The following is a 19,841-nucleotide window of genomic DNA, read 5'->3' on the forward strand; positions in this document are numbered from 1 at the left end:
ATGTCCCGGTGAGGCGGGGCGGGGTAGTTGCTGCACCATGCAACAGGACCTCTCCCCGCCTCCCGTCCCCGCCGAGGGGGGGGGGGGGGGGGGGGGGGGGGGGGGGGGGGGCGCGCGGGGGGGCCGGGGGGGGGGGGGCGCCCCCCCCCCCCCCCTCCAGGATAACCCGGCCCGGACCCGTCAGCCGGTGCCGACGAAGACCGCCAGCAGCAGCCAGACCACCGGGGCGGTCGGCAGGAGCGAGTCCAGGCGGTCCATGATGCCGCCGTGGCCCGGGAGGAGCGTGCCCATGTCCTTGATGCCCAGGTCACGCTTGATCATCGACTCGCCGAGGTCGCCCAGGGTCGCGCTGACGGCGACGGCCAGGCCCAGCAGCAGGCCCTGCCACCACGAGCCGCCGTCGATCAGGAACTCCATGCACAGGGCGCCCGCCGCCATGGCGAAGGCCACCGCGCCGAAGAGCCCCTCGCGGGTCTTGCCGGGGCTGATGCGCGGCGCGAGCTTGGTCTTGCCGAAGCGCCAGCCGACGGCGTACGCCCCGGTGTCGCTGACGACGGTCAGCAGGAGGAAGGTCACCACCCGCTGCGGGCCGTCCTCGGCCGTGAGCAGCATCGCGACGAAGGTGGCGAGGAAGGGCACGTAGAAGGCGGCGAAGACGCCCGCGGTGACGTCCTTGAGGTAGTCCTCCGGCGGTTCCGTCATCCGCCAGACGAGCACCGCCAGCGCGGTGAGCGCCATGGCGACCCAGGCGCCCTCGGCCCCCCGGACGTAGCCGGCGATGACCATCGCCGCACCGCCGACCGCGAGCGGGACCAGCGGGGCCTTGATGCCCTTCTTCTCCTGGAGCCGGGAGGTGAGCTCCCACAGGCCGACGACGACCGCGACGACGATCACGCCGACGAAGACGGCCTTGACGATGAACAGCGAAGCGAAGATCACCGCGCCGAGGCCGACGCCGACCCCTATGGCGGCACGCAGATCCCGCCCGGCGCGCTTCTTGTGCGGCGGGGGCGAGGCGTCCTGCGGAGCCTGCGAAGGCGGGGGCGGGGGGCTGGGCATGGGCTCCTGCAACGGCATCTCGGTACGGAGCGGGGGGCCGCCGGCGAAGGCGGCCCCCCGATCGCGTGCTTCCCGGTCGTCGAACGCACGGCCGGCGGCATCGGGCACGATGGGCATGGGCGCAGTCTGCGGGCCCACCAGCGCATCGTATGCGGGACCCGCCGGTACCGGCTCAGCGGCCCAGGGAGAGTCGTTCATCAGACCTCAAGAAGCTCGGCTTCCTTGTGCTTGAGCAGCTCGTCCACCTGCGCGACGTACTTCGCCGTGGTGTCGTCGAGCTCCTTCTCGGCGCGGCGCACCTCGTCCTCGCCGGCCTCCTTGTCCTTGACCAGCTTGTCGAGGGCGTCCTTGGCCTTGCGGCGCACGGAGCGGATGGAGACGCGGGAGTCCTCGGCCTTGTTCTTGGCGACCTTGATGTACTCCTTGCGGCGGTCCTGCGTCAGCTCGGGGAAGGTCACCCGGATGATGTTGCCGTCGTTGCTGGGGTTGACGCCCAGGTCGGAGTCGCGGATCGCCTGCTCGATGTTGCGCAGCGCGCTCTTGTCGAACGGGGTCACGACGGCCATGCGCGGCTCGGGCACCGAGAAGGAGGCGAGCTGGTTGATGGGCGTGATGGCACCGTAGTAGTCCGCCACGATCTTGTTGAACATCGCCGGGTGCGCACGGCCGGTGCGAATCGCGGCGAAGTCTTCCTTGGCGACGACGACGGCCTTCTCCATCTTCTCCTCGGCTTCGAGGAGGATTTCTTCGATCACCACGTGCTCCTGCATGTCTTGAATGGATGGTTCAGGCGGGGCGGGGCGGTCCGGGCCGCCCGGACCGGGCCCCGTGGGACCCGGTGCGACGGGTTCAGGCCCGGGTGCCCTGGTCGCTCACGAGCGTGCCGATCTTCTCACCCTTGACGGCGCGGGCGATATTGCCTTCGGCGAGCAGTTCGAAGACCAGGATCGGGAGCTGGTTGTCGCGGCACAGCGTGATGGCCGTGGCGTCGGCGACCTTCAGGTCCCGGGACAGCACCTCGTTGTACTCCAGCGCGTCGAACTTCACCGCGTCCGGGTTGGTCTTCGGGTCGGAGTCGTAGACCCCGTCGACGCCGTTCTTGCCCATGAGGAGGGCCTCGGCGTCGATCTCCAGGGCGCGCTGGGCGGCCGTGGTGTCGGTGGAGAAGTACGGCATGCCCATGCCGGCGCCGAAGATGACGACGCGGCCCTTCTCCAGGTGGCGGACGGCGCGCAGCGGGATGTACGGCTCCGCGACCTGGCCCATGGTGATGGCGGTCTGGACGCGGCTGTCGATGCCCTCCTTCTCCAGGAAGTCCTGGAGGGCGAGGCAGTTCATGACGGTGCCGAGCATGCCCATGTAGTCGGACCGGGCCCGGTCCATGCCGCGCTGCTGAAGCTCCGCGCCGCGGAAGAAGTTGCCGCCGCCGATGACGACCGCGATCTCGGCGCCGTCTCGGACCACGGCCGCGATCTCGCGGGCGATGGCGTGCACGACGTCAGGGTCGACACCCAGCCCGCCGCCGCCGGAGAAGGCTTCGCCGGACAGCTTCAGCATGAAGCGGCGACCCTTCTTGTCGTGGTCGCTCTTGTCGTGGGATGCGGTGTGGGGGTCCACGCCCTGATTCATGGAGATCTCCTCGTGCACATACGAAGAAGGCCATTGCCGGTGGGTCCTCGCGGTTCCCTCTGCGGCAATGGCCTCCTCGTCAGATCTGCGGTCGTCCGGCGCAAGCGTGGACGACTGCCTCAGACCCTATCGGGGTCCGGTGTCCGTCGCGTACGGACGGACTCAGATGCCGACCTTGATGCGGGTGAAGCGCTTCAGGGTGACACCGGCCTCGTCCAGAACCTTCTGGACGGACTTCTTGTTGTCCAGCGCGTAGGGCTGGCCGAGCAGCGTGGCGTCCTTGAAGAAGCCGTTGACGCGACCCTCGACGATCTTGGCGATCGCGGCCTCGGGCTTGCCCTCGGCGCGGGTGGTCTCCTCGGCGACGCGGCGCTCGGACTCGACGATCTCGGCCGGGACGTCCTCGGCGGTGAGGTACTTCGGCGCGAAGGCGGCGATGTGCTGGGCGATGCCCTTGGCCAGGTCGGCGTCGGCCTTGTCCAGCTCGACCAGGACACCGATCTGCGGGGGCAGGTCGGGCATGGTGCGGTGCATGTAGGAGGCGACGAACGCACCCTCGTACTGCGCGAAGCGGTCGAGGACGATCTTCTCACCGAGGTTGGCGTTGGCCTCGTCCACGAACGCCTGGACGGTCTTGCCGGCCTCGATCTCGGACGCCAGCAGCGCCTCGATGTCGGCGGGCTTGGTGGCGGCCACGTGGGCGGCGAGCTGGTCGGCGACGGCCAGGAACTTCGGGCTCTTGGCCACGAAGTCGGTCTCGCACTTGAGCTCGACGAGCACGCCGGAGGTGGCGTCCTCGGAGATCAGGGAGGTGACGGCACCGTTCTCGGCGGAACGGCCCTCGCGCTTGGCGACACCCTTCAGGCCCTTGACGCGCAGGATCTCGTTGGCCTTGGTGACGTCGCCGTCGGCCTCGACGAGCGCGTTCTTGCAGTCCAGCATGCCGGCGCCGGTGAGCTCGCGGAGCTTCTTGACGTCAGCGGCGGTGTAGTTCGCCATGAGTCTGTGATTCTCTCTCGAAGTCGTAGATCTACGGGTGAACGGCGGAGGAGCGCGCTCGTGGCACGGCTCCCCCGCCGTCATCGTCCGTGCTGCGAGTGCCCGGCGGATGAACGCCGGGCGCTCTCAGTGGGTCAGGCCTGCTCGTCCGCGGCCGGAGCCTCGGCAGCCGGGGCCTCGGCCGCGGGGGCCTCGGCGTCGGCCTTCTTCTCGCCCTCAAGCAGGTCGCGCTCCCACTCGGCGAGCGGCTCGGCGGCGGCCTTCTCGCCCGGCTTCGAGTCACCGGTCGCAGCGCCGGAGCGGGCGATGAGGCCCTCGGCGACGGCGTCGGCGATCACGCGGGTGAGCAGGGTGACGGAGCGGATGGCGTCGTCGTTGCCCGGGATCTTGTAGTCGACCTCGTCGGGGTCGCAGTTGGTGTCGAGGATCGCGACGACCGGGATGTGCAGCTTGCGCGCCTCACCGACGGCGATGTGCTCCTTCTTGGTGTCGACGATCCAGACGGCGCTGGGGACCTTCGACATCTCGCGGATACCACCGAGGGTCTTCTCCAGCTTGGCCTTCTCGCGGGAGAGGACCAGGAGCTCCTTCTTGGTGAGACCCGAGGCGGCGACGTCCTCGAAGTCGATCGCCTCAAGCTCCTTCAGACGCTGGAGGCGCTTGTAGACGGTGGAGAAGTTGGTGAGCATGCCACCCAGCCAGCGCTGGTTGACGTACGGCATGCCGACGCGGGTCGCCTGCTCGGCGATGGCCTCCTGCGCCTGCTTCTTCGTACCGACGAACATGATGGAACCGCCGTGCGCGACGGTCTCCTTCACGAACTCGTAGGCGCGGTCGATGTACGACAGCGACTGGAGCAGGTCGATGATGTAGATGCCGTTGCGCTCGGTGAAGATGAAGCGCTTCATCTTCGGGTTCCAGCGACGGGTCTGGTGACCGAAGTGGACGCCGCTCTCCAGCAGCTCCCGCATCGTTACGACGGCCATGGCCATCTCCTTGGTTTCTCGGTTTTGGTTCCTGACGCCCCGCCGCGCCCTGCCCCGCAGAGGGACCGAGAGACGCTGTCGCCCGACCGGAACCGGTCGGCGCTGGGGCGTGCGAAGTCGACCCGGTGACCCGGATCGCCACAAGAAGTGTACGGGACCCGGCGGTATGCCGGGTGACGCCCTTGTCCACACCGTTTCGCCCGTCCACAGGCCCGGGCGGGCGCGGGTGCCCGCGCGGGACCCTGGGCGCATGACGACGACGCTGCTGCTCACCCTGCTGTTCGCCCTGTCCCGGGCGCTGCTCCCGGCCCCTGCGGGGCCCGCCGCGGAGGCGCCCTTCCGGGCGGTCCGGCCGCTGCCGGCGCCACTGTCCGTGGCCCGGTGGTGGGATCCGCCCCCGACCCCGTACGCGGCGGGGCACCGCGGGGTGGACCTGTCGGCCCCGGCGGGGGCGGAGGTACGGGCCGTGGGGCCGGGGCGGGTCCACTTCGCGGGGCCGGTGGCGGGGCGGGGCGTGCTGTCGCTCACCCTTCCGGGTGGGCTGCGGACCACGTACGAGCCGGTGCGGCCGCTGGTGGCGGAGGGGGAGGCGGTGGCGGCGGGCCAGGTGGTGGCGGTGCTCACCGAGGGCTCGCACTGCCCGGGGCCCTGCCTGCACTGGGGGCTCCTGGCGGGCGAGGACGCCTACCGCAACCCGCTGTCCCTGCTCCCCGCGGCCGCGCCCCGGCTGCTGCCGTCGGCGCCGGGATCCGAACCCCCGCAGGCGCCGGGCGCGCCGGCTTGACCGCAGATGCCGCGCAGGGCCATCGCGACGGCGGTGGAGGTGATCACGGCGGGGTCCTCGGCAGCGCCCAGCTCCATCCGGCGCGCCGCGGCGTCCACGACGCCCTGGAGCAGCATCGCGGCCAGCCGGGGCTCCGGACCGCCGAGGGCCTCCAGCGCCTCGACGATCATCGCGACCAGTCCGCCGTGCGCGGCGCGGATCTTCTCCCGCGCACCCGCGTCCAGCTCGCCGGCGGAGATCGCCACCACCGCGCGGTGCCGGCGGTCCCCCACCAGCTCCAGCTGGCTGCGCACGTACGCCTCGACCTTCGCCTCGGGCGTCGGCGCGGCCTCCATCGCCGCCTCGATCTCGGCGGCCCAGACGGGGAAGTCCACCGCGCACAGCTCTTCGACGACGGCGGCGCGCGACTTGAAGTACTCGTACACGGAGGACCGGGCGAGGCCGGTCCGCTCCGCGAGGGCGGGGAAGGTCAGGGCCTCGGTCCCGCCTTCCGACAGCAGGGAACGCGCCGCGTCCAAGAGGGCGCCGCGCTGCATCGACCGGTGCTCGGCCACGGAGGCCGCTCGAATCCTGGGCACGTCACCACTGTACGGAGGCCGCGCAAGCTCCGTCGGCCGCGGCCGACGGCGGCTCAGCGGCCCACGTCGGCGAGCTTGGCGCGCAGCTGGAGCACGGACTTGGTGTGGATCTGGCTGACCCGGCTCTCGGTGACGCCCAGGACGTTGCCGATCTCGGCGAGGGTGAGGCCCTCGTAGTAGTAGAGGGTCACCACGGTCTTCTCCCGCTCGGGGAGGGTGTTGATGGCGCGGGCGAGGAGCCGGCGCAGCTCCCGGTCCTCGGCCACCTCCACCGGGTCGTCGGCAGCGGTGTCCTCCAGGGTGTCCATCAGGGAGAGGCGGTCGCCGCCCTCTCCGCCGACGTGCAGCAGCTCCTCCAGGGCGACCACGTTGGCGAGGGACAACTGGCTGAAGACGGAGTGCAGTTCCTCCACCCCGATGCCCATCTCCCCCGCGACCTCGCCCTCGGTCGGGGTGCGCCGCAGCTGGGCCTCCAGCGTGGCGTAGGCGCGCTCCACGGCGCGGGCCTTCTGGCGCACGGAGCGCGGGATCCAGTCCAGCGCCCGCAGCTCGTCGATCATCGCGCCGCGGATCCGGGTGATCGCGTAGGTCTCGAACTTGATGGACCGCTCGATGTCGAACTTCTCGATGGCGTCGATCAGTCCGAAGACCCCGGAGGAGACGAAGTCGGCCTGTTCCACATTGGGCGGGAGGCCGACGCTGACCCGGCCCGCCACGTACTTGACCAGCGGCGAGTAGTGCAGGATCAGCTGCTCCCGCAGCCGCTCGTCACCCGAGTCCTTGTATGAGCGCCAGAGCAGCTCCAGGGACGAGGGCTCGGCGGACCGCACGCTGCCACGGGCAGCGGGTGGCACCGAAGCGCGGTCGGACCCTGAGGTGTGCTGGGGCATGCTTCGCCTTTGCCGGAGCGGGATTCCTTGGGAGCGTAGCGTGACGGAGACGTCGCGGTGCGCGAAGAGTACGGGATGACGCAGGGGCGCAGGGGCGCCCGGACTCGCGGGGGCGGCCCGGGACCGGCACGTCGCGCACGGCCCGGGCGACCGCCTCGGGGAAGACCGCGTCTCTCATCGCCTTCACTCTTTCACCGGAACGCCCCAGGTCAACGACCGCCTCGCCGGAGGGCTCCGGATTACGCCTCCCCCTTCGGTCCATGCCGGGTCAACCGCCAGTCGTCGCCCTGCCGTTCGACGAACCCCAGAGAGTGAAGTTCGTACAGTCTGCCGATGACTTCATCGGTGCCGGTGCCCGCGGCGAGGGAGATCTCCTCGACGTCGGCGGGCCGGCCCGCGGGGAGCGCTTCCAGGACGCGCGCGGCCGCGGGGTCCAGCAGGTCCCGCGCGAGGACGGGGCCGCGGCGGACGGGGGCCAGTTCGCCCATGGCGCCGACGAGTTCGACCACTTCGGCGGCGTCGGTGACCAGGACGGCCTCGCCCCGCAGCAGCTCGTGCACCCCGGCGGAGAGCCCGCTGGTGGCGGGGCCCGGGACACCCATGGTCAGGCGGCCCAGCCGCTGGGCACGGCGCGCGGTGACGAGGGAGCCGCTGCGCTGGGCGGCCTCGACCACGACGGTGCCGCGGGTGAGGGCGGCGATGACCCGGTTGCGCAGGACGAACCGGCTGGGGGTGGGGTGGCTGCCGGGCGGCAGTTCGCCCAGGACCAGGCCCTGGCGGGCGATCCGGCCGAGCAGTCCGGCGTGGCCGCGCGGGTAGACCGTGTCCACCCCGCACGCCAGCACCGCGGCCGTGGCGCCCCCGGAGGCGAGAGCCCCTCGGTGGGCGGCGCCGTCGATCCCGTACGCCGCGCCGGACACCACCACCCAGCCCCGCTCGGCGAGCCCGGCGGCCAGGGTCTGCGCCATGTGGGCCCCGTAGGGGGTGCAGGCGCGGGCCCCGACCACGGCGACGGAGCGCAGGGCCCAGGTCCGCAGGTTCGGCCGGCCCCGCAGCCAGAGCCCCACGGGCCGGGCGTCGCCGAGGTCGTCGAGCTGGCTCGGCCACTCCGCGGAGCCCGGGCAGACGAAGCGGACGCCCGCCGCCGCGGCCCGTTCGAGGTCCTGCCCTGGCTCCGCGAGCGCCGCCCGCCTGCGGTACCCGGCGAGCCGCTCGGGGCCCACGCCGGTCAGGGGTCCGGGCTCCGCGTCGGCCGCGGCACCGGTGAGGGCCTCCATCAGGGCGGCGGGGCCGAGTTCCCGCAGCCAGCGCCCGCCGTGCTCGTCCCCCGGCTCCAGGACCCGGGTCAGCGCGGCCCGGGCCAGGAAGGCGGGGTCCGGCGGCCCGGCGGCGGTCATGACCCCGCCCCCGTGGCCAGGGCCGCCCCGCGGGCGATCCCGGTGCGCAGTTCCAGCGCCACGGCCGCGTCCAGCGCCTCGGGGCGGTCGCGGCCGCGCAGGTCGGCCACCGTCCAGGCGACCCGCAGCACCCGGTCCAGCCCCCGGGCGGTGAGCAGTCCGCGCTCCATCTCCCGCTCGGCCTGCGCCAGGGCGCCGGGGCCGGCCGGCCACCGGGTGCGCAGCTCGTGCCCCGGCACCTCCGCGTTGAGCCGCCAGGGGGTGCCGGCGTAGCGGGCGGCCGCGCGCTCACGGGCCTGCCGCACCCGCTCGGCGACGGCCGCCGTGCCCTCGCCCCGGCCTCCGCGGCCGAACAGGTCGGAGCGGGTGACCGGCTCGGCCTCCACCCGGAGGTCGACGCGGTCCAGCAGCGGGCCCGACAGCCGGGCCTGGTACCGGCGGATCACCGAGGAGGGGCATTCGCAGCCGGAACCGCCCTGGGTGTGCCGCCCGCAGGGGCAGGGGTTGGCCGCGAGGACCATCAGGAACCGGGCGGGGAGCCGTACCACCCCGGCGGCCCTGGCGATGACCACGTGTCCCGATTCGAGGGGCTGGCGCAGGGCGTCCAGCACCTTGCCGCTGAACTCGGCCGCCTCGTCGAGGAACAGCACCCCCCGGTGGGCCAGGGAGACCGCCCCGGGCCGGGGGATCCCGGCTCCGCCGCCGACCAGGGCCTGCATGGTCGCCGAGTGGTGCGGGGCGCAGTACGGGGGGCGCGGGACCAGCGGTTCGCCCGGCGGGAGGATGCCCGCGACCGAGTGGACGGCCGTCACCTCCAGGGATTCCTGCCGGGTGAGCGGCGGCAGGATCCAGGGCAGGCGCTCGGCGAGCATCGTCTTCCCGGCGCCCGGGGGCCCGCTGAGGAAGAGGTGGTGGCCGCCCGAGGCGGCGACCTCCAGGGCCCGGCGGGCCGCGTGCTGGCCGGCCACGTCGGCGAGGTCGGGGCAGTCCGGGGCCTCCGCGCCCCGGGCCAGGCCCGTACCGAGCCCGGCGCCCGGCAGGACCAGCCCGGCCAGCATCGCGTCCGGGCGCCCCTCCCCGTCCGGCGGGTCCTCCTCGGGGACCGGCGCGTCGGTCAGGACGGCGATCAGCTGCCGCAGGCTGCGCACGCCGAGCACGGACACCTCGGGGACCAGGGACGCCTCGGCGGCGCACTGCTCGGGCACCACCACCTGCCGGTACCCGGCCTCGGCCGCGGCGATCACGGCCGGCAGGATCCCCCGGACCGGGCGCACCCGGCCGTCGAGGCCCAGCTCCCCGATGAGCACGAGGTCGGCGATCTCCCCGGGGTCGACCACCTCGGCGGCCCCCAGGACGGCAGCCGCCACGGCCAGGTCGAAATGGGCCCCGGACTTCGGCACGGAGGCCGGGCTGAGTCCGACCGTGAGCTTCTTCTGCGGCCAGGGCGCGCCGGAGTTCGCCACCGCCGCCCGGACCCGGTCCCGGCTCTCGACCAGGGTCTTGTCGGGCAGTCCCACCAGGGTGAAGGCCGCCACCCCCGGCTCCAGGTCGGCCTGGACCTCCACCACCACGCCCTCGACGCCCACCAGGGCCACCGAGCAGGCCCGCGCGAACCCCATCAGGCCACCCCCCTGACGTGCTCCACCACGGGCGCGCCGCGGCTCGGCAGCAGGACGCCGACCAGGTCGATCCGCACCCCGCCCGGTGGCGGGCCGCCGTGGTCGGCGAGCCAGCGCCCGGCGAGCCGGCGCAGCCGCTCGGCCTTCCCCGCCCGGACGGCGGCCATGGGGTGCTCGAAGCCCCCGGTGCGCCGCGTCTTGACCTCGCACACGACGAGGGCGTCCCCGTCGCGCGCGACGATGTCGATCTCCCCGCCCCGGCACCGCCAGTTCCGGGCGATCACCGTCATCCCCGACTCGGTGAGCCGCCGTACGGCGAGCTCCTCGCCGTACCGGCCCAATGCCTGTCGTGCCACGCCCTGCGCGTCCATCCGGCACCACCTCCGGTACCGAAGATCCCGCGCCCCCGCCCATCGAGTGGATCTTGGTGGACAACCCGGGCGTTGTGGATGCCGCGCTCACCCGTGCGAGTGAGAGAGGCAGCCCCTCCGCGGCGGCGGGCCCGGCCGGCTCAGCCGCCCGGCAGTTCGAGGTCGCTCTTGTTGAGCTCCTCGATGTTCACGTCCTTGAAGGTCAGCACCCGGACCTGCTTGACGAAGCGGGCGGGCCGGTACATGTCCCAGACCCAGGCATCGGCCATCGTGACCTCGAAGAACACCTCCCCCTGGACCGAGTGCACCTGCATCTCGTAGTCGTTGGTGAGGTAGAAACGGCGTTCCGTCTCGATCACGTACTTGAACAGCCCGACGACGTCGCGGTACTCCCGATAGAGCTTCAGCTCCATCTCGGTCTCGTACTTTTCGAGGTCCTCGGCGCTCATGGCATGTTCCCCTTCAGCCGTGCGTCCCCCTATTGTGCGCCAGCGCCGTGCGCCCCTAAACGATTTCCGGGGGCAGGACCACCGGAGCGTCCGGGGGACCGTCGTCGAGCAGCGTCCGCAGCAGCCCGGCGAGCTTGGTCGGGTACACCGTCTCACGGGCCGCGAGAAGTTCCTCGGAGGTCCACCATCTCGCCCCCGTGACGCTGCGGCGCTCCAGTTCGGTGAGCCCGCCCAGGACGGTCTCCGTCCGGGTGGTCCGGGCCAGGAAGTACCACTCGTCCTGCTCCCAGCGCCTGCCGTCGAAGGGGAAGGAGCAGTAGCGGTGCCACAGCACGGGCCCCAGCTCCACCTCGGTGATCCCGGTCTCCTCCGCGAGTTCGCGCAGCGCGGCCTGCTCGCGGGTCTCGTCGCCCTCCAGGCCGCCGCCCGGCGTGAACCACCAGTGGTCGCGGGGATCGCCCGGCTCGAAACCGTGCAGGAGCAGGATCCGGTCCGCGGGGTCCAGCAGGATCACCCGGGACACCTTCCGCGGCCCCGCCGCGGGCCGCTCAGCGGCCACCGGAGCGCCCCCGCGCCCGCCCGCGGCCCAGGACCCGGGCGACCGGCCCGTAGGCGGCCCCCAGCACGACCAGGGCGGCGCCGGCCACCACCGCGGCCACCTGGAGCCGCAGCGGACCCGCCTGCGAGGTCCCGCCGGGAAGGGCGGCGAACGTCTGCGGCCGGTCCAGCATCCTCGTGTTCGGCCAGGCCAGCGCGTCGACGCGGGCCACGACCGCCGAGCGGGGCACCGTGCCCTGCCCGGCGTCCTGGAGGTGCGCCCGCGAGTCCAGGGAGCCGGAGCGCCGGTCGCCCATCAGGAAGAGGTTGCCCTCGGGGACGGTCACCTCGAAGGAGGTCGTCCCGGCGGCCAGCGCGTCGCGCCCGGCCTGGTCGACGTACGGCTCCTCCAGCGGCTTCCCGTTGACGGTCAGCCTGCCGCCCTGGCCGCAGCAGCCGACCGTGTCGCCGCCGACGGCCACGACGCGCTTGACCATCGGCGAGTCGCTCCACTGGGAGTCCTTGAAGACGACCACGTCGCCGCGGCGCACCTGGGCGCCGCCGATCCGCTCCGCCAGCACCCGGTCGCCGGGCTGAACGGTGGGGACCATGGAGTTCGTCGGCACCGTGTAGGGCTGGTACACCAGCGCCCCCCAGACGAAGCCGCCGAGGAAGAGCGCGAAGCCGAGGGCCACGGCGATGCCCGACAACGTGTTGCCGAGGCCGCCGCGGCCCTCTCTGCCGCTCGCGCGTATTGCCTGAGTTCCACCCATTGGTGCGCCCCCATACCCGGAGATGGCCGCCACCCGGCGGCGGCCGGCCTGGGCGGCACCCTACCGGGCGGTAGAGCCCTTGGTCAGCCTCCGCCGGCGCCACAGGACGAGGGGCACGGCGCCCACGAGCCCCAGGGCCGCCGAGTTGACGTCGGCCACGCCGGGGCCGGAGGCCTGCGGCGAGTGCAGGGGCGCCGGGAGCTGCTTGTCGATCCCCTTCTGGTCGAAGGTGTCCGGGATCGGCAGGGTGGCCCAGCGGGTGACCGGCCAGGCGATGACCACGGCCCGCCCGACGACGTCGTCGACCGGCACGAAGCCCTGGGTGGAGTCCTGCATGTGGTAGCGGGAGTCCTGGGAGTCCTGGCGGTGGTCGCCCATCACCCAGATCTTGCCCTTGGGCACGGTGAGCGGCCCGAACGGCTTGTCGTCGCAGGGGGTGTTGCCGGGGAAGATGTACGGCTCGTCCAGCGGCTTGCCGTTGACGATGACCGGACCGCCCTGCTTGCACTCCACGGTGTCCCCGCCGATGGCGATCGTCCGCTTGATCAGGTCCTTCTCCTCGGCGGACGGCATCAGGCCGATCCAGCTGAGGACCTTCTGCACGACGTTGGGCTCGGGGGTGGCCTCCCCCGCCAGCCACTGCGCGGGGTCGTGGAACACGACGACCTCGCCGCGCTCCGGCTCCGAGCCGAACCAGGGGGTCAGCTTGTCCACGAGCACCCGGTCACCGCGCTGCAGGGTGTTCTGCATCGAGTCGGACGGGATCGAGAACGCCTGGACCAGGAAGGTCTTGATCAGCAGGGCCAGGACCAGGGCGATACCGATGAGGAGCGGGAGTTCCTTCCAGAAGGAACGGTGCTGCTTCTCCTCCGCAGCCGCCTCGTCGGTCTCGTGCGTGACGGCATCCTCCGGCCGCTCCTCGCCCTCATCGCGTCCGGATCGAGCGCCTACCGCCACATCCCCCACATCCACTCCTCACTCGGAAAACCACCGCCCGCGCCGGAACAGGAACGGGCCCTCCCCTCCCTTAACGAGCGGGAGTTCCCTAGGGCGCGGGAGACCGGGAACACACTATGCGAACGCGGTGCCCCGACGGCGGCGGCCGGGCCGCTGCCGCCGCCCGGACCGGACCGGATCCGGAACGTCGAGGAAGGTGGCGGGCTGTTCCAGCCGGCGCCAGTGGCCGAACGGCCAGGCGATCACCACGGCCTGTCCCACCACGCCGTTCTCGTCGATCGTGCCCTGGAACGCCTCGTCGAGGTGATAACGGGAATCGGCCGAATTGGCGCGGTGGTCTCCCATCACGAAGAGCCGCCCGGCGGGTACGCGCACCTCGAAGGGGATGTCCGAGGGAGAGTTCCCGGGTGACACGTAGGGCTCATCGAGCGGACGGCCGTTGACGGTCACCCGCCCCCGGTTGTCGCAGCAGGCCACGGTGTCGCCACCGATGCCGATGACCCGCTTGATCAGATCCTGCTCGTCGGCCGAGGGCAGCAGGCCGATGAAGGTCAGGGTCTGCTTGACCTGCTTCACGCCGGGGGGGTCCTGGGCGGGGCGCGCCGCCTCGCCCTTGAGCCATCCTCCGGGGTCCTTGAAGACGACCACGTCGCCCCGCTCGACCTTGGAGCCGAACCACGGGGTCAGCTTGTCCACCAGCACGCGGTCACCGATCCGGATCGTCTGCTCCATCGAGCCGGACGGGATGAAGAACGCCTGGACCAGGAAGGTCTTGAGCACCAGGGCTATGCACAGGGCCACCGCCACCAGCAGCGGGAGTTCACCGGCCCGCCGGGTGCGCCGGCGCCGCCGCACCTTGCGCGCCATCCGGCGCCGCTGGGCCCGCCCGCCCTCGGCCGGCTCCGGCGGCCGCCCCCGGCTACCCACGCGGGCCCCCGGCCGCGGCCGTCCCGGGCAGCGAGCCCCACCGGGACGCCGGCCAGCCGATCCAGTCGGCCCGCCCGATCACCTTCTCCACCGGCACCATCCCCCCGCCCGGCTCCCCCAGATGGTCGCGGGAGTCACGCGACTGGGACCGGTGGTCCCCCATGACCCACAGGGTCCCCAGCGGGACGACGATCCGGAAGGGGACCTCCGACGGCGTGTCGCCGGGATACAGGTACGGCTCCTCCACGGGGACCCCGTTGACCCGGATCCTGCCGCCCGTGTCGCAGCAGACCACGTCGTCCCCGCCGACGCCCACGACCCGCTTGACGAAGTCGGTGTCCGAGGGCTCCGCCAGCCCCAGCGCCGAGGCGGCGCCGTGCAGGGCGTCGCCGACCGGGTTGCCCCGCGCGGGTTCCCGCACGAAGGAACCGGTGCCGTCGAAGACCACCACGTCCCCCCGCCGCGGCGTGGAGCCGAAACGGTACGCCAGCTTGTTCACCAGGATCCGGTCGCCGACCCGCAGCGTCGGCTCCATGGACCGGCTCGGGATCAGGAAGGGCTGGACCACGAAATTGCTGACCAGCAGCAGGAAGACCGTGCAGAGCACGCCCAGCGCCCCGGCCCGCCGCCACGGGGTGCCGAGAAGGGCGCGCGTCCGGGGAAAAGCAGAGCGCGGCCGCCCCTCCCCCTGCTCGGGGGAGGAGTGGCCGCGCTCTGTGAGCTCTGCTTCGGTGTCCATCGGGGTGGAGCCTATCCGGCCTTCCCGTGGACCCGGAGAGGAGATCAGCGGTCGCGCTTCTCCTTGATCTTCGCGGCCTTGCCGCGGAGCTCACGGAGGAAGTACAGCTTGGCGCGACGCACGTCACCGCGGGTGACGAGCTCGATCTTCTCGAAGATCGGGGAGTGGACCGGGAAGGTACGCTCCACGCCGACGCTGAAGGAGACCTTGCGGACCGTGAAGGTCTCCGAGACGCCGGAGCCCTGGCGGCGGATGACAACGCCCTTGAACTGCTGGATACGGGAGCGGTTGCCCTCGATCACGCGGACGTGCACGTTGATCGTGTCACCCGGGCGGAAGGCCGGGACGTCCGTACGCAGGGAGGCGGCGTTGACGCCATCGAGCAGGTGAGACATGAGTTCGTCTGCTTTCTTCGCACGACGCCACAGGTCGCCGGTGCGGGTTTCCGTAGAGAATTCGAGAGCCGTGCCACCCGGCGGACGACGATCCCCCTGTGGCAGGGGCGTACGCGAGCACACAGCAGCCGCCTATTCTTCCACGACCTCCGGCCTGCGCCAAAATCGGCCGTCCGCGGACGGTTTCCAGCCCAGGATGCTCAGGATCTCGCGGTCCTTCTTGTCGAAGGCGGCGGCCTCGCAGCGCTCGATCAGGTCGGGCCGGTTCGCCGCGGTGCGGCGGAAGGCCTCGTCCCGGCGCCAGCGGGCGATCTTCCCGTGGTGGCCGCTGAGCAGGACGTCGGGGATCTCCCGCCCGCGCCACCGGGGGGGCTTGGTGTAGACGGGGCCCTCCAGCAGGTTGGCCATCTCGCCGGGCGCGAACGAGTCGTCGCGGTGCGACTCGGCGTTGCCGAGCACCCCGGGCAGCAGCCGGGCCACGGCCTCGGTGACGACCAGGACGGCCGCCTCCCCGCCCGCCAGCACGTAGTCGCCGATGGAGACCTCGTAGACCGGCATGCGCGTGGCGTACTCGTCCATCACGCGGCGGTCGATGCCCTCGTACCGGGCCGGCGTGAAGATCAGCCAGGGGCGCTCGGAGAGCTCGACGGCCAGTTCCTGGGTGAACGGCCGGCCGCTGGGGGTGGGGACCACCATGACGGGGCCGTGCGCGCCGGCCTCGTAGCCGTCGGCCAGGGCCGCGTCCAGGGCCTCGCCCCACGGCTCGGTCTTCATGACCATGCCGGGGCCGCCGCCGTACGGGGTGTCGTCGACCGTGTTGTGCCGGTCGTAGGTCCAGTCCCGCAGGTCGTGCACGTGCACGTCCAGCTGCCCGCGGGCCCGCGCCTTGCCGACGAGGGAGACGTTCAGGGGCTCCAGGTACTCAGGGAAGATCGTGACGACGTCGAGCCGCATCAGGCGTCGTCCCCGGCCTCGGCGTCCCCGGCCTCGGCGTCACGGGCGGAGGCGATCACGGCGCGGTCGTCGATCAGCCCCGGCGGCGGGGTGATGACGCAGCGCTGCTCCTCCAGGTCGATCTCGGCGACGATCTCCTCGACGAAGGGGATCATGACCTCCGAGCCGTCCGGGCGCTCGACGATGAACAGGTCCTGCGAGGGCAGGTGGGAGATCTCGGTGATCCGGCCGATCTCGGTGCCGTCCTCCAGCACCACGTCCAGGTCCATCAGCTGGTGGTCGTAGTACTCGTCCTCCTCCTCCGGCAGCTCCGCGGGGTCCACGTCCGCGATGAGGAGGGTGTTGCGCAGCGCCTCGGCGGCGGTCCGGTCCTTGACCCCCGCGAACCGCAGCAGGAGCCGGCCGCTGTGCACCCGGCCGGCCTCGATGGCCAGCGGGCCCACCGACGCCGGGTCGGTGCGGAGCACGGCGCCGGGGCTGAGCCGCAGCTCGGGCTCGTCCGTGCGCACCTCGACGGTGACCTCACCCTTGATCCCGTGGGCGCGGCCGATCCGCGCGACTACGAGCTCCACTCTGTGCCTCTCCTGTTCAGACGACGACGGGCCGGGGCGGGCACGCATGCCCTCCCCGGCCCGTGCCGGTGATTCACCTGCTCAGCGGACCTGGTCCACGTCGACGAGGTCGACGCGGATCCCCCGCCCGCCGATGGCGCCCACGACGGTACGCAGCGCACGTGCGGTGCGGCCGTTGCGGCCGATCACCTTCCCGAGGTCCTCGGGGTGCACCCGGACCTCCAGCACCTGCCCGCGGCGCAGGTTGCGCGAGGCGACCTGCACGTCGTCGGGGTTGTCCACAATGCCCTTTACGAGGTGCTCAAGAGCCTCCTCGAGCATGCTCAGGCCTCGGTCGACTCGGCGGCGGCGTCAGCCTCGTCCGCCTTCTTGTCGGCCTTCTTCTTCTGCGTGATGGCCTCGCCCTTGGCCTCGCCGATGCCCTCAAGGGCCTTGGCGAACTCGTCGAAGGAGCGACGCTTGTCTTCCTTCGTGGCCGGCTGCAGCAGCGGCGCGGGGGCCGGGAGGCCCTTGTGCGCCTGCCAGTCACCGGTGAGCTTCAGGATGGCGAGAACGGCGTCGGTGGGCTGGGCGCCCACGGAGAGCCAGTACTGCGCGCGCTCGGCGTTGACCTCGATGCGCGAGGGGTTGTACGTCGGCTGGTAGATGCCGATCTCCTCGATCGCGCGGCCGTCCCGGCGGGTGCGGGCGTCGGCGACGACGATGCGGTAGTGAGGGGAGCGGATCTTACCGAGGCGCTTGAGCTTGATCTTGACTGCCACTGGAGTGGTGTCTCCTGAACTTGACGTGGTTGGGCACTTGAGATGCCACGTGGGGTTGCGGTACTCGGGTGCCCGATGGACGCGTCAGCCGGAGGAGAGAGGGGTCCTGTGCGACTGTCGAGTACAGCTGCCCATTGTGCCACATGCCCGAGGCGCCTCCGAGCGGGGAGGACCACCGCTCCGCCCGCCGGAGGCACCGCGTCAGGACGCCGCCGCCGTGGCGACCTCGGGAATGCGGAACGGCTTCATGCAGCCGCCGCACACGATCGGCGCCTGGGCGAGCACGGAGGGGACGACCCGCACGTTGCGGCCACAGTCGCAGACCGCCTTCACGCGTACGCCGCCGCCGGAGGAGCCGTGCCGGGCGGCCGGTCCGCGGAAGCTGCGCTTGGTGTCGGCGGCCGTGGCGGCAGTGTGCGCCTTGAGGGCGCGCTGGAGCCGCTCGATGGTGGGCCGGTAGCGCTTCTTGGCCTCGGGGTTGAGGAAGACCAGGGAGAACCCGCTGCTGGCGTGCGGCTCCTCGGAGTGGTCCAGCCCCATCTCCTCGGCGATCGCGAGGAATCTGCGGTTGTGGTAGCGGCCCGCTCGCGAGGTGTCACGGACCCCGCGGGCGGCCGCGATGCCGTGGACTGCCTCGTGCAGCAGTCGCTCGAAGGAGAGCTCGGCGCCACAGGCGGACGAGGACTCTCCGATCAGGGACTCGGGCGCGGCAAGGTCAGGCAGCTCGGGGTGGTACCGCTGAATGTCGGCCCACGCCTGCGCCAGCTCTGCGGCGAGAACAGGTGGTGTCGTGCTCACGTCGTGACAACGAGCCGGGGTGCCCCGGTGTTCCGATTCCGGGCCATTCCAAATTTTTTGCACGTACCAGTCAGTTCAGTCTCATGCGTCCCGACGAGGACGGGTGCGCCGATCCCAGGAGGAGTCGGTACGTAACGCCGACCGGAAAAACCAGCCCCCGGCGTGCGGCCGAAACCGCGCGCCGGGGGCTGGAAGGAGGAACTCAGTAGGAGCGCGCGACGATCGCGAGCGTACCGGGGGCGTCGTCCGCCTCCGGGACCGACCCGTCCTCGGCGACCAGGCAGCGGACGGTCACGGCCTGCTCGCCGAGCTTGGCCTCGCCCTCCGGGCCCAGGACGCTCCACGGGATCCGCGCCCAGCCGCCGGCGAGGGCGGCCTCGGCGGCCTCCTCGATGGTGGCCACGTCGGACGTACGGGAGATCCGGCGCTCGCGGGACTCGCGCAGCAGCTGGGCCTGGTCCTCGTCGAGCACCTTGGGCAGCAGGTCGGCCAGCGCGTCGATCTGCACCGGCTCCTTCCCGCCGGGGATCCGGCGGGCCAGCATGGCCGTGCCGTTCTCCAGGTCGCGGGGGCCGATCTCGATGCGGACCGGTACGCCCTTGAGCTCCCAGTCCACGGCGCGGCGGCCGAAGGGGGTGTCGACGCGGTCGTCCACGTGGACGCGCAGGCCCGCGGCCTTCAGCCGGGCGCCGATCTCGCGGACCTTGGCCACGGCCTCGTCGCCCTTGATCGCCATGACGACGACCTGGACGTGCGCCAGGCGCGGCGGGACGCGCAGGCCGTTGTCGTCGCCGTGGGACATGATCAGGCCGCCGACCATGCGGGTGGAGACGCCCCACGAGGTCTGCCAGACCAGCTCCTGCTGCCCCTCCTTGGAGAGGTAGGAGGTGTTGAAGGCCTTGGCGAAGTTGGTGCCGAGCTCGTGGCTCGTGCCCATCTGGAGGGCCTTGCCGTCGCCCATCATGCCTTCGAGGGTGAGGGTGTTGATGGCGCCGGCGAAGCGCTCCTTGGGGGTCTTGCGGCCGAGCACGACGTCGATGCCGAGCACGTTGGTCATGAAGTCGCCGTACACGTTCCGGTGGATGTGCGCGGCGTAGTCGCGGGCGTCCTCGTACGTGGCGTGGGCGGTGTGGCCCTCCTGCCAGAGGAACTCGCTCGTACGGAGGAACACGCGGGGGCGCATCTCCCAGCGGACGACGTTCGCCCACTGGTTGATCAGCAGCGGCAGGTCCCGGTAGCTCTGGACCCACTTGGAGAAGTAGTCGTTGATGATCGTCTCGGAGGTGGGCCGGACGACGACCGGCTCTTCCAGCTCCTTGCCGCCGCCGTGCGTGACGACCGCGAGCTCGGGGGCGAAGCCCTCGACGTGCTCCGCCTCCCTGGTCAGGTACGACTGCGGGATGAACAGCGGGAAGTAGGCGTTCTGGGCACCGGCGTCCTTGATCCGGGCGTCCATCTCCTGCTGCATCCGCTCCCACAGGCCGTAGCCGTACGGTCGGATGACCATGGTGCCGCGGACCGGACCGTTGTCGGCCAGCTCGGCCTTGTTGATCAGATCCTGGTACCAGCGGGGGAAATCCTCCGCCTGCGGGGTGAGAACGGGTGCCTTTGCCATGGCGCGAATGGTACGGCGCCGGGCACCGGATGCGTGAATCGGGTGGCGCACT

23 protein-coding genes and 1 pseudogene are annotated in these 19,841 nt (G+C 72.0%); 1 reads left to right on the forward strand and 23 read right to left on the reverse strand.

Annotated features, from left to right (window positions below; all coding sequences use genetic code 11):
• Positions 1-180: 180 nt before the first annotated feature.
• The 5 genes from WDV06_RS16265 to rpsB all read right to left on the reverse strand — a co-directional run bounded on the left by WDV06_RS16265 (position 181) and on the right by rpsB (position 4,673).
• Positions 181-1,257 carry a phosphatidate cytidylyltransferase gene (locus tag WDV06_RS16265; protein ID WP_395510466.1) on the reverse strand — a complete coding sequence of 359 codons (1,077 nt, stop codon included), beginning with the start codon at positions 1,255-1,257 and terminating at the stop codon, positions 181-183.
• Complete coding sequence (frr, locus tag WDV06_RS16270; RefSeq protein WP_079431974.1) at positions 1,257-1,814, reverse strand: ribosome recycling factor; 558 nt, start codon at positions 1,812-1,814, stop codon at positions 1,257-1,259. The genes WDV06_RS16265 and frr overlap by 1 nt, the downstream gene beginning before the upstream one ends.
• 94 nt (positions 1,815-1,908) lie before the next feature.
• Positions 1,909-2,688, reverse strand: a complete 780-nt coding sequence (gene pyrH / locus WDV06_RS16275; protein ID WP_395510467.1) for a UMP kinase — start codon at positions 2,686-2,688, stop codon at positions 1,909-1,911.
• Positions 2,689-2,850: 162 nt separating this feature from the next.
• A complete protein-coding gene (tsf, locus tag WDV06_RS16280) occupies positions 2,851-3,687 on the reverse strand; it encodes a translation elongation factor Ts (RefSeq protein ID WP_045945959.1) in 837 nt (278 codons plus the stop codon).
• 134 nt (positions 3,688-3,821) lie between these two features.
• Positions 3,822-4,673 carry a 30S ribosomal protein S2 gene (gene rpsB / locus WDV06_RS16285; RefSeq protein WP_395510468.1) on the reverse strand — a complete coding sequence of 284 codons (852 nt, stop codon included), beginning with the start codon at positions 4,671-4,673 and terminating at the stop codon, positions 3,822-3,824.
• A 250-nt stretch (positions 4,674-4,923) separates the two neighbouring features.
• Between rpsB and WDV06_RS16290 the strand changes: the two genes are divergently transcribed.
• Positions 4,924-5,457: a M23 family metallopeptidase gene (locus WDV06_RS16290; protein ID WP_395510469.1), complete on the forward strand. Its 534-nt coding sequence runs from the start codon at positions 4,924-4,926 to the stop codon at positions 5,455-5,457.
• Here WDV06_RS16290 and WDV06_RS16295 read toward each other — a convergent pair.
• The 18 genes and pseudogenes from WDV06_RS16295 to proS form a co-directional block, all read right to left on the reverse strand.
• Positions 5,358-6,011, reverse strand: coding sequence for a TetR/AcrR family transcriptional regulator (locus WDV06_RS16295; RefSeq protein ID WP_395510514.1), 654 nt, complete (start codon positions 6,009-6,011; stop codon positions 5,358-5,360). The genes WDV06_RS16290 and WDV06_RS16295 overlap by 100 nt on opposite strands.
• 77 nt (positions 6,012-6,088) lie before the next feature.
• Entirely contained in the window at positions 6,089-6,925 is an 837-nt protein-coding gene (gene whiG / locus WDV06_RS16300) for an RNA polymerase sigma factor WhiG (protein WP_395510470.1), read from the reverse strand.
• A 239-nt stretch (positions 6,926-7,164) separates the two neighbouring features.
• Complete coding sequence (gene dprA, locus WDV06_RS16305) at positions 7,165-8,322, reverse strand: DNA-processing protein DprA (RefSeq protein WP_395510471.1); 1,158 nt, start codon at positions 8,320-8,322, stop codon at positions 7,165-7,167.
• Positions 8,319-9,941 (reverse strand): YifB family Mg chelatase-like AAA ATPase, encoded by a 1,623-nt coding sequence (locus WDV06_RS16310; protein WP_395510472.1) that lies wholly within the window; start codon positions 9,939-9,941, stop codon positions 8,319-8,321. Before WDV06_RS16310 ends, dprA begins: the two co-directional genes overlap by 4 nt.
• Positions 9,941-10,312 carry a YraN family protein gene (locus tag WDV06_RS16315; protein WP_395510473.1) on the reverse strand — a complete coding sequence of 124 codons (372 nt, stop codon included), beginning with the start codon at positions 10,310-10,312 and terminating at the stop codon, positions 9,941-9,943. The genes WDV06_RS16310 and WDV06_RS16315 overlap by 1 nt, the downstream gene beginning before the upstream one ends.
• A gap of 140 nt (positions 10,313-10,452) precedes the next feature.
• Positions 10,453-10,761, reverse strand: a complete 309-nt coding sequence (locus WDV06_RS16320) for a DUF2469 domain-containing protein (protein WP_014675276.1) — start codon at positions 10,759-10,761, stop codon at positions 10,453-10,455.
• 55 nt (positions 10,762-10,816) lie between these two features.
• Positions 10,817-11,320, reverse strand: a complete 504-nt coding sequence (locus tag WDV06_RS16325; protein ID WP_395510474.1) for an NUDIX hydrolase — start codon at positions 11,318-11,320, stop codon at positions 10,817-10,819.
• Complete coding sequence (gene lepB, locus WDV06_RS16330) at positions 11,310-12,071, reverse strand: signal peptidase I (protein ID WP_395510475.1); 762 nt, start codon at positions 12,069-12,071, stop codon at positions 11,310-11,312. The genes WDV06_RS16325 and lepB (WDV06_RS16330) overlap by 11 nt, the downstream gene beginning before the upstream one ends.
• Before the next feature lie 60 nt (positions 12,072-12,131).
• Positions 12,132-13,028 carry a signal peptidase I gene (gene lepB / locus WDV06_RS16335; RefSeq protein WP_395510476.1) on the reverse strand — a complete coding sequence of 299 codons (897 nt, stop codon included), beginning with the start codon at positions 13,026-13,028 and terminating at the stop codon, positions 12,132-12,134.
• A pseudogene (lepB, locus tag WDV06_RS16340) lies at positions 13,000-13,895 on the reverse strand (signal peptidase I); the annotation flags it as partial. The gene lepB (WDV06_RS16335) and the pseudogene lepB (WDV06_RS16340), both read right to left, overlap by 29 nt.
• Before the next feature lie 52 nt (positions 13,896-13,947).
• The gene (gene lepB / locus WDV06_RS16345; protein ID WP_395510477.1) at positions 13,948-14,694 is read right to left on the reverse strand and encodes a signal peptidase I; all 747 of its coding nucleotides are present in this window, start codon (positions 14,692-14,694) and stop codon (positions 13,948-13,950) included.
• Between the two features lie 44 nt (positions 14,695-14,738).
• Positions 14,739-15,089: a 50S ribosomal protein L19 gene (rplS, locus tag WDV06_RS16350; RefSeq protein WP_030227407.1), complete on the reverse strand. Its 351-nt coding sequence runs from the start codon at positions 15,087-15,089 to the stop codon at positions 14,739-14,741.
• 132 nt (positions 15,090-15,221) lie between these two features.
• Positions 15,222-16,043 carry a tRNA (guanosine(37)-N1)-methyltransferase TrmD gene (gene trmD, locus WDV06_RS16355; RefSeq protein ID WP_395510478.1) on the reverse strand — a complete coding sequence of 274 codons (822 nt, stop codon included), beginning with the start codon at positions 16,041-16,043 and terminating at the stop codon, positions 15,222-15,224.
• Entirely contained in the window at positions 16,043-16,615 is a 573-nt protein-coding gene (gene rimM / locus WDV06_RS16360) for a ribosome maturation factor RimM (RefSeq protein ID WP_395510479.1), read from the reverse strand. The genes trmD and rimM overlap by 1 nt, the downstream gene beginning before the upstream one ends.
• A gap of 81 nt (positions 16,616-16,696) precedes the next feature.
• Positions 16,697-16,936, reverse strand: a complete 240-nt coding sequence (locus WDV06_RS16365; protein WP_042810017.1) for an RNA-binding protein — start codon at positions 16,934-16,936, stop codon at positions 16,697-16,699.
• A gap of 2 nt (positions 16,937-16,938) precedes the next feature.
• Positions 16,939-17,376: a 30S ribosomal protein S16 gene (gene rpsP / locus WDV06_RS16370; RefSeq protein ID WP_042810018.1), complete on the reverse strand. Its 438-nt coding sequence runs from the start codon at positions 17,374-17,376 to the stop codon at positions 16,939-16,941.
• A gap of 201 nt (positions 17,377-17,577) precedes the next feature.
• Positions 17,578-18,174, reverse strand: coding sequence for a hypothetical protein (locus tag WDV06_RS16375; protein ID WP_366455174.1), 597 nt, complete (start codon positions 18,172-18,174; stop codon positions 17,578-17,580).
• A gap of 202 nt (positions 18,175-18,376) precedes the next feature.
• Positions 18,377-19,789, reverse strand: coding sequence for a proline--tRNA ligase (gene proS / locus WDV06_RS16380; protein ID WP_395510480.1), 1,413 nt, complete (start codon positions 19,787-19,789; stop codon positions 18,377-18,379).
• Positions 19,790-19,841: the final 52 nt, after the last annotated feature.

The sequence above is a fragment of the Streptomyces racemochromogenes genome, from assembly GCF_044129415.1.
In the GTDB taxonomy this organism is placed as follows: domain Bacteria; phylum Actinomycetota; class Actinomycetes; order Streptomycetales; family Streptomycetaceae; genus Streptomyces; species Streptomyces racemochromogenes_A.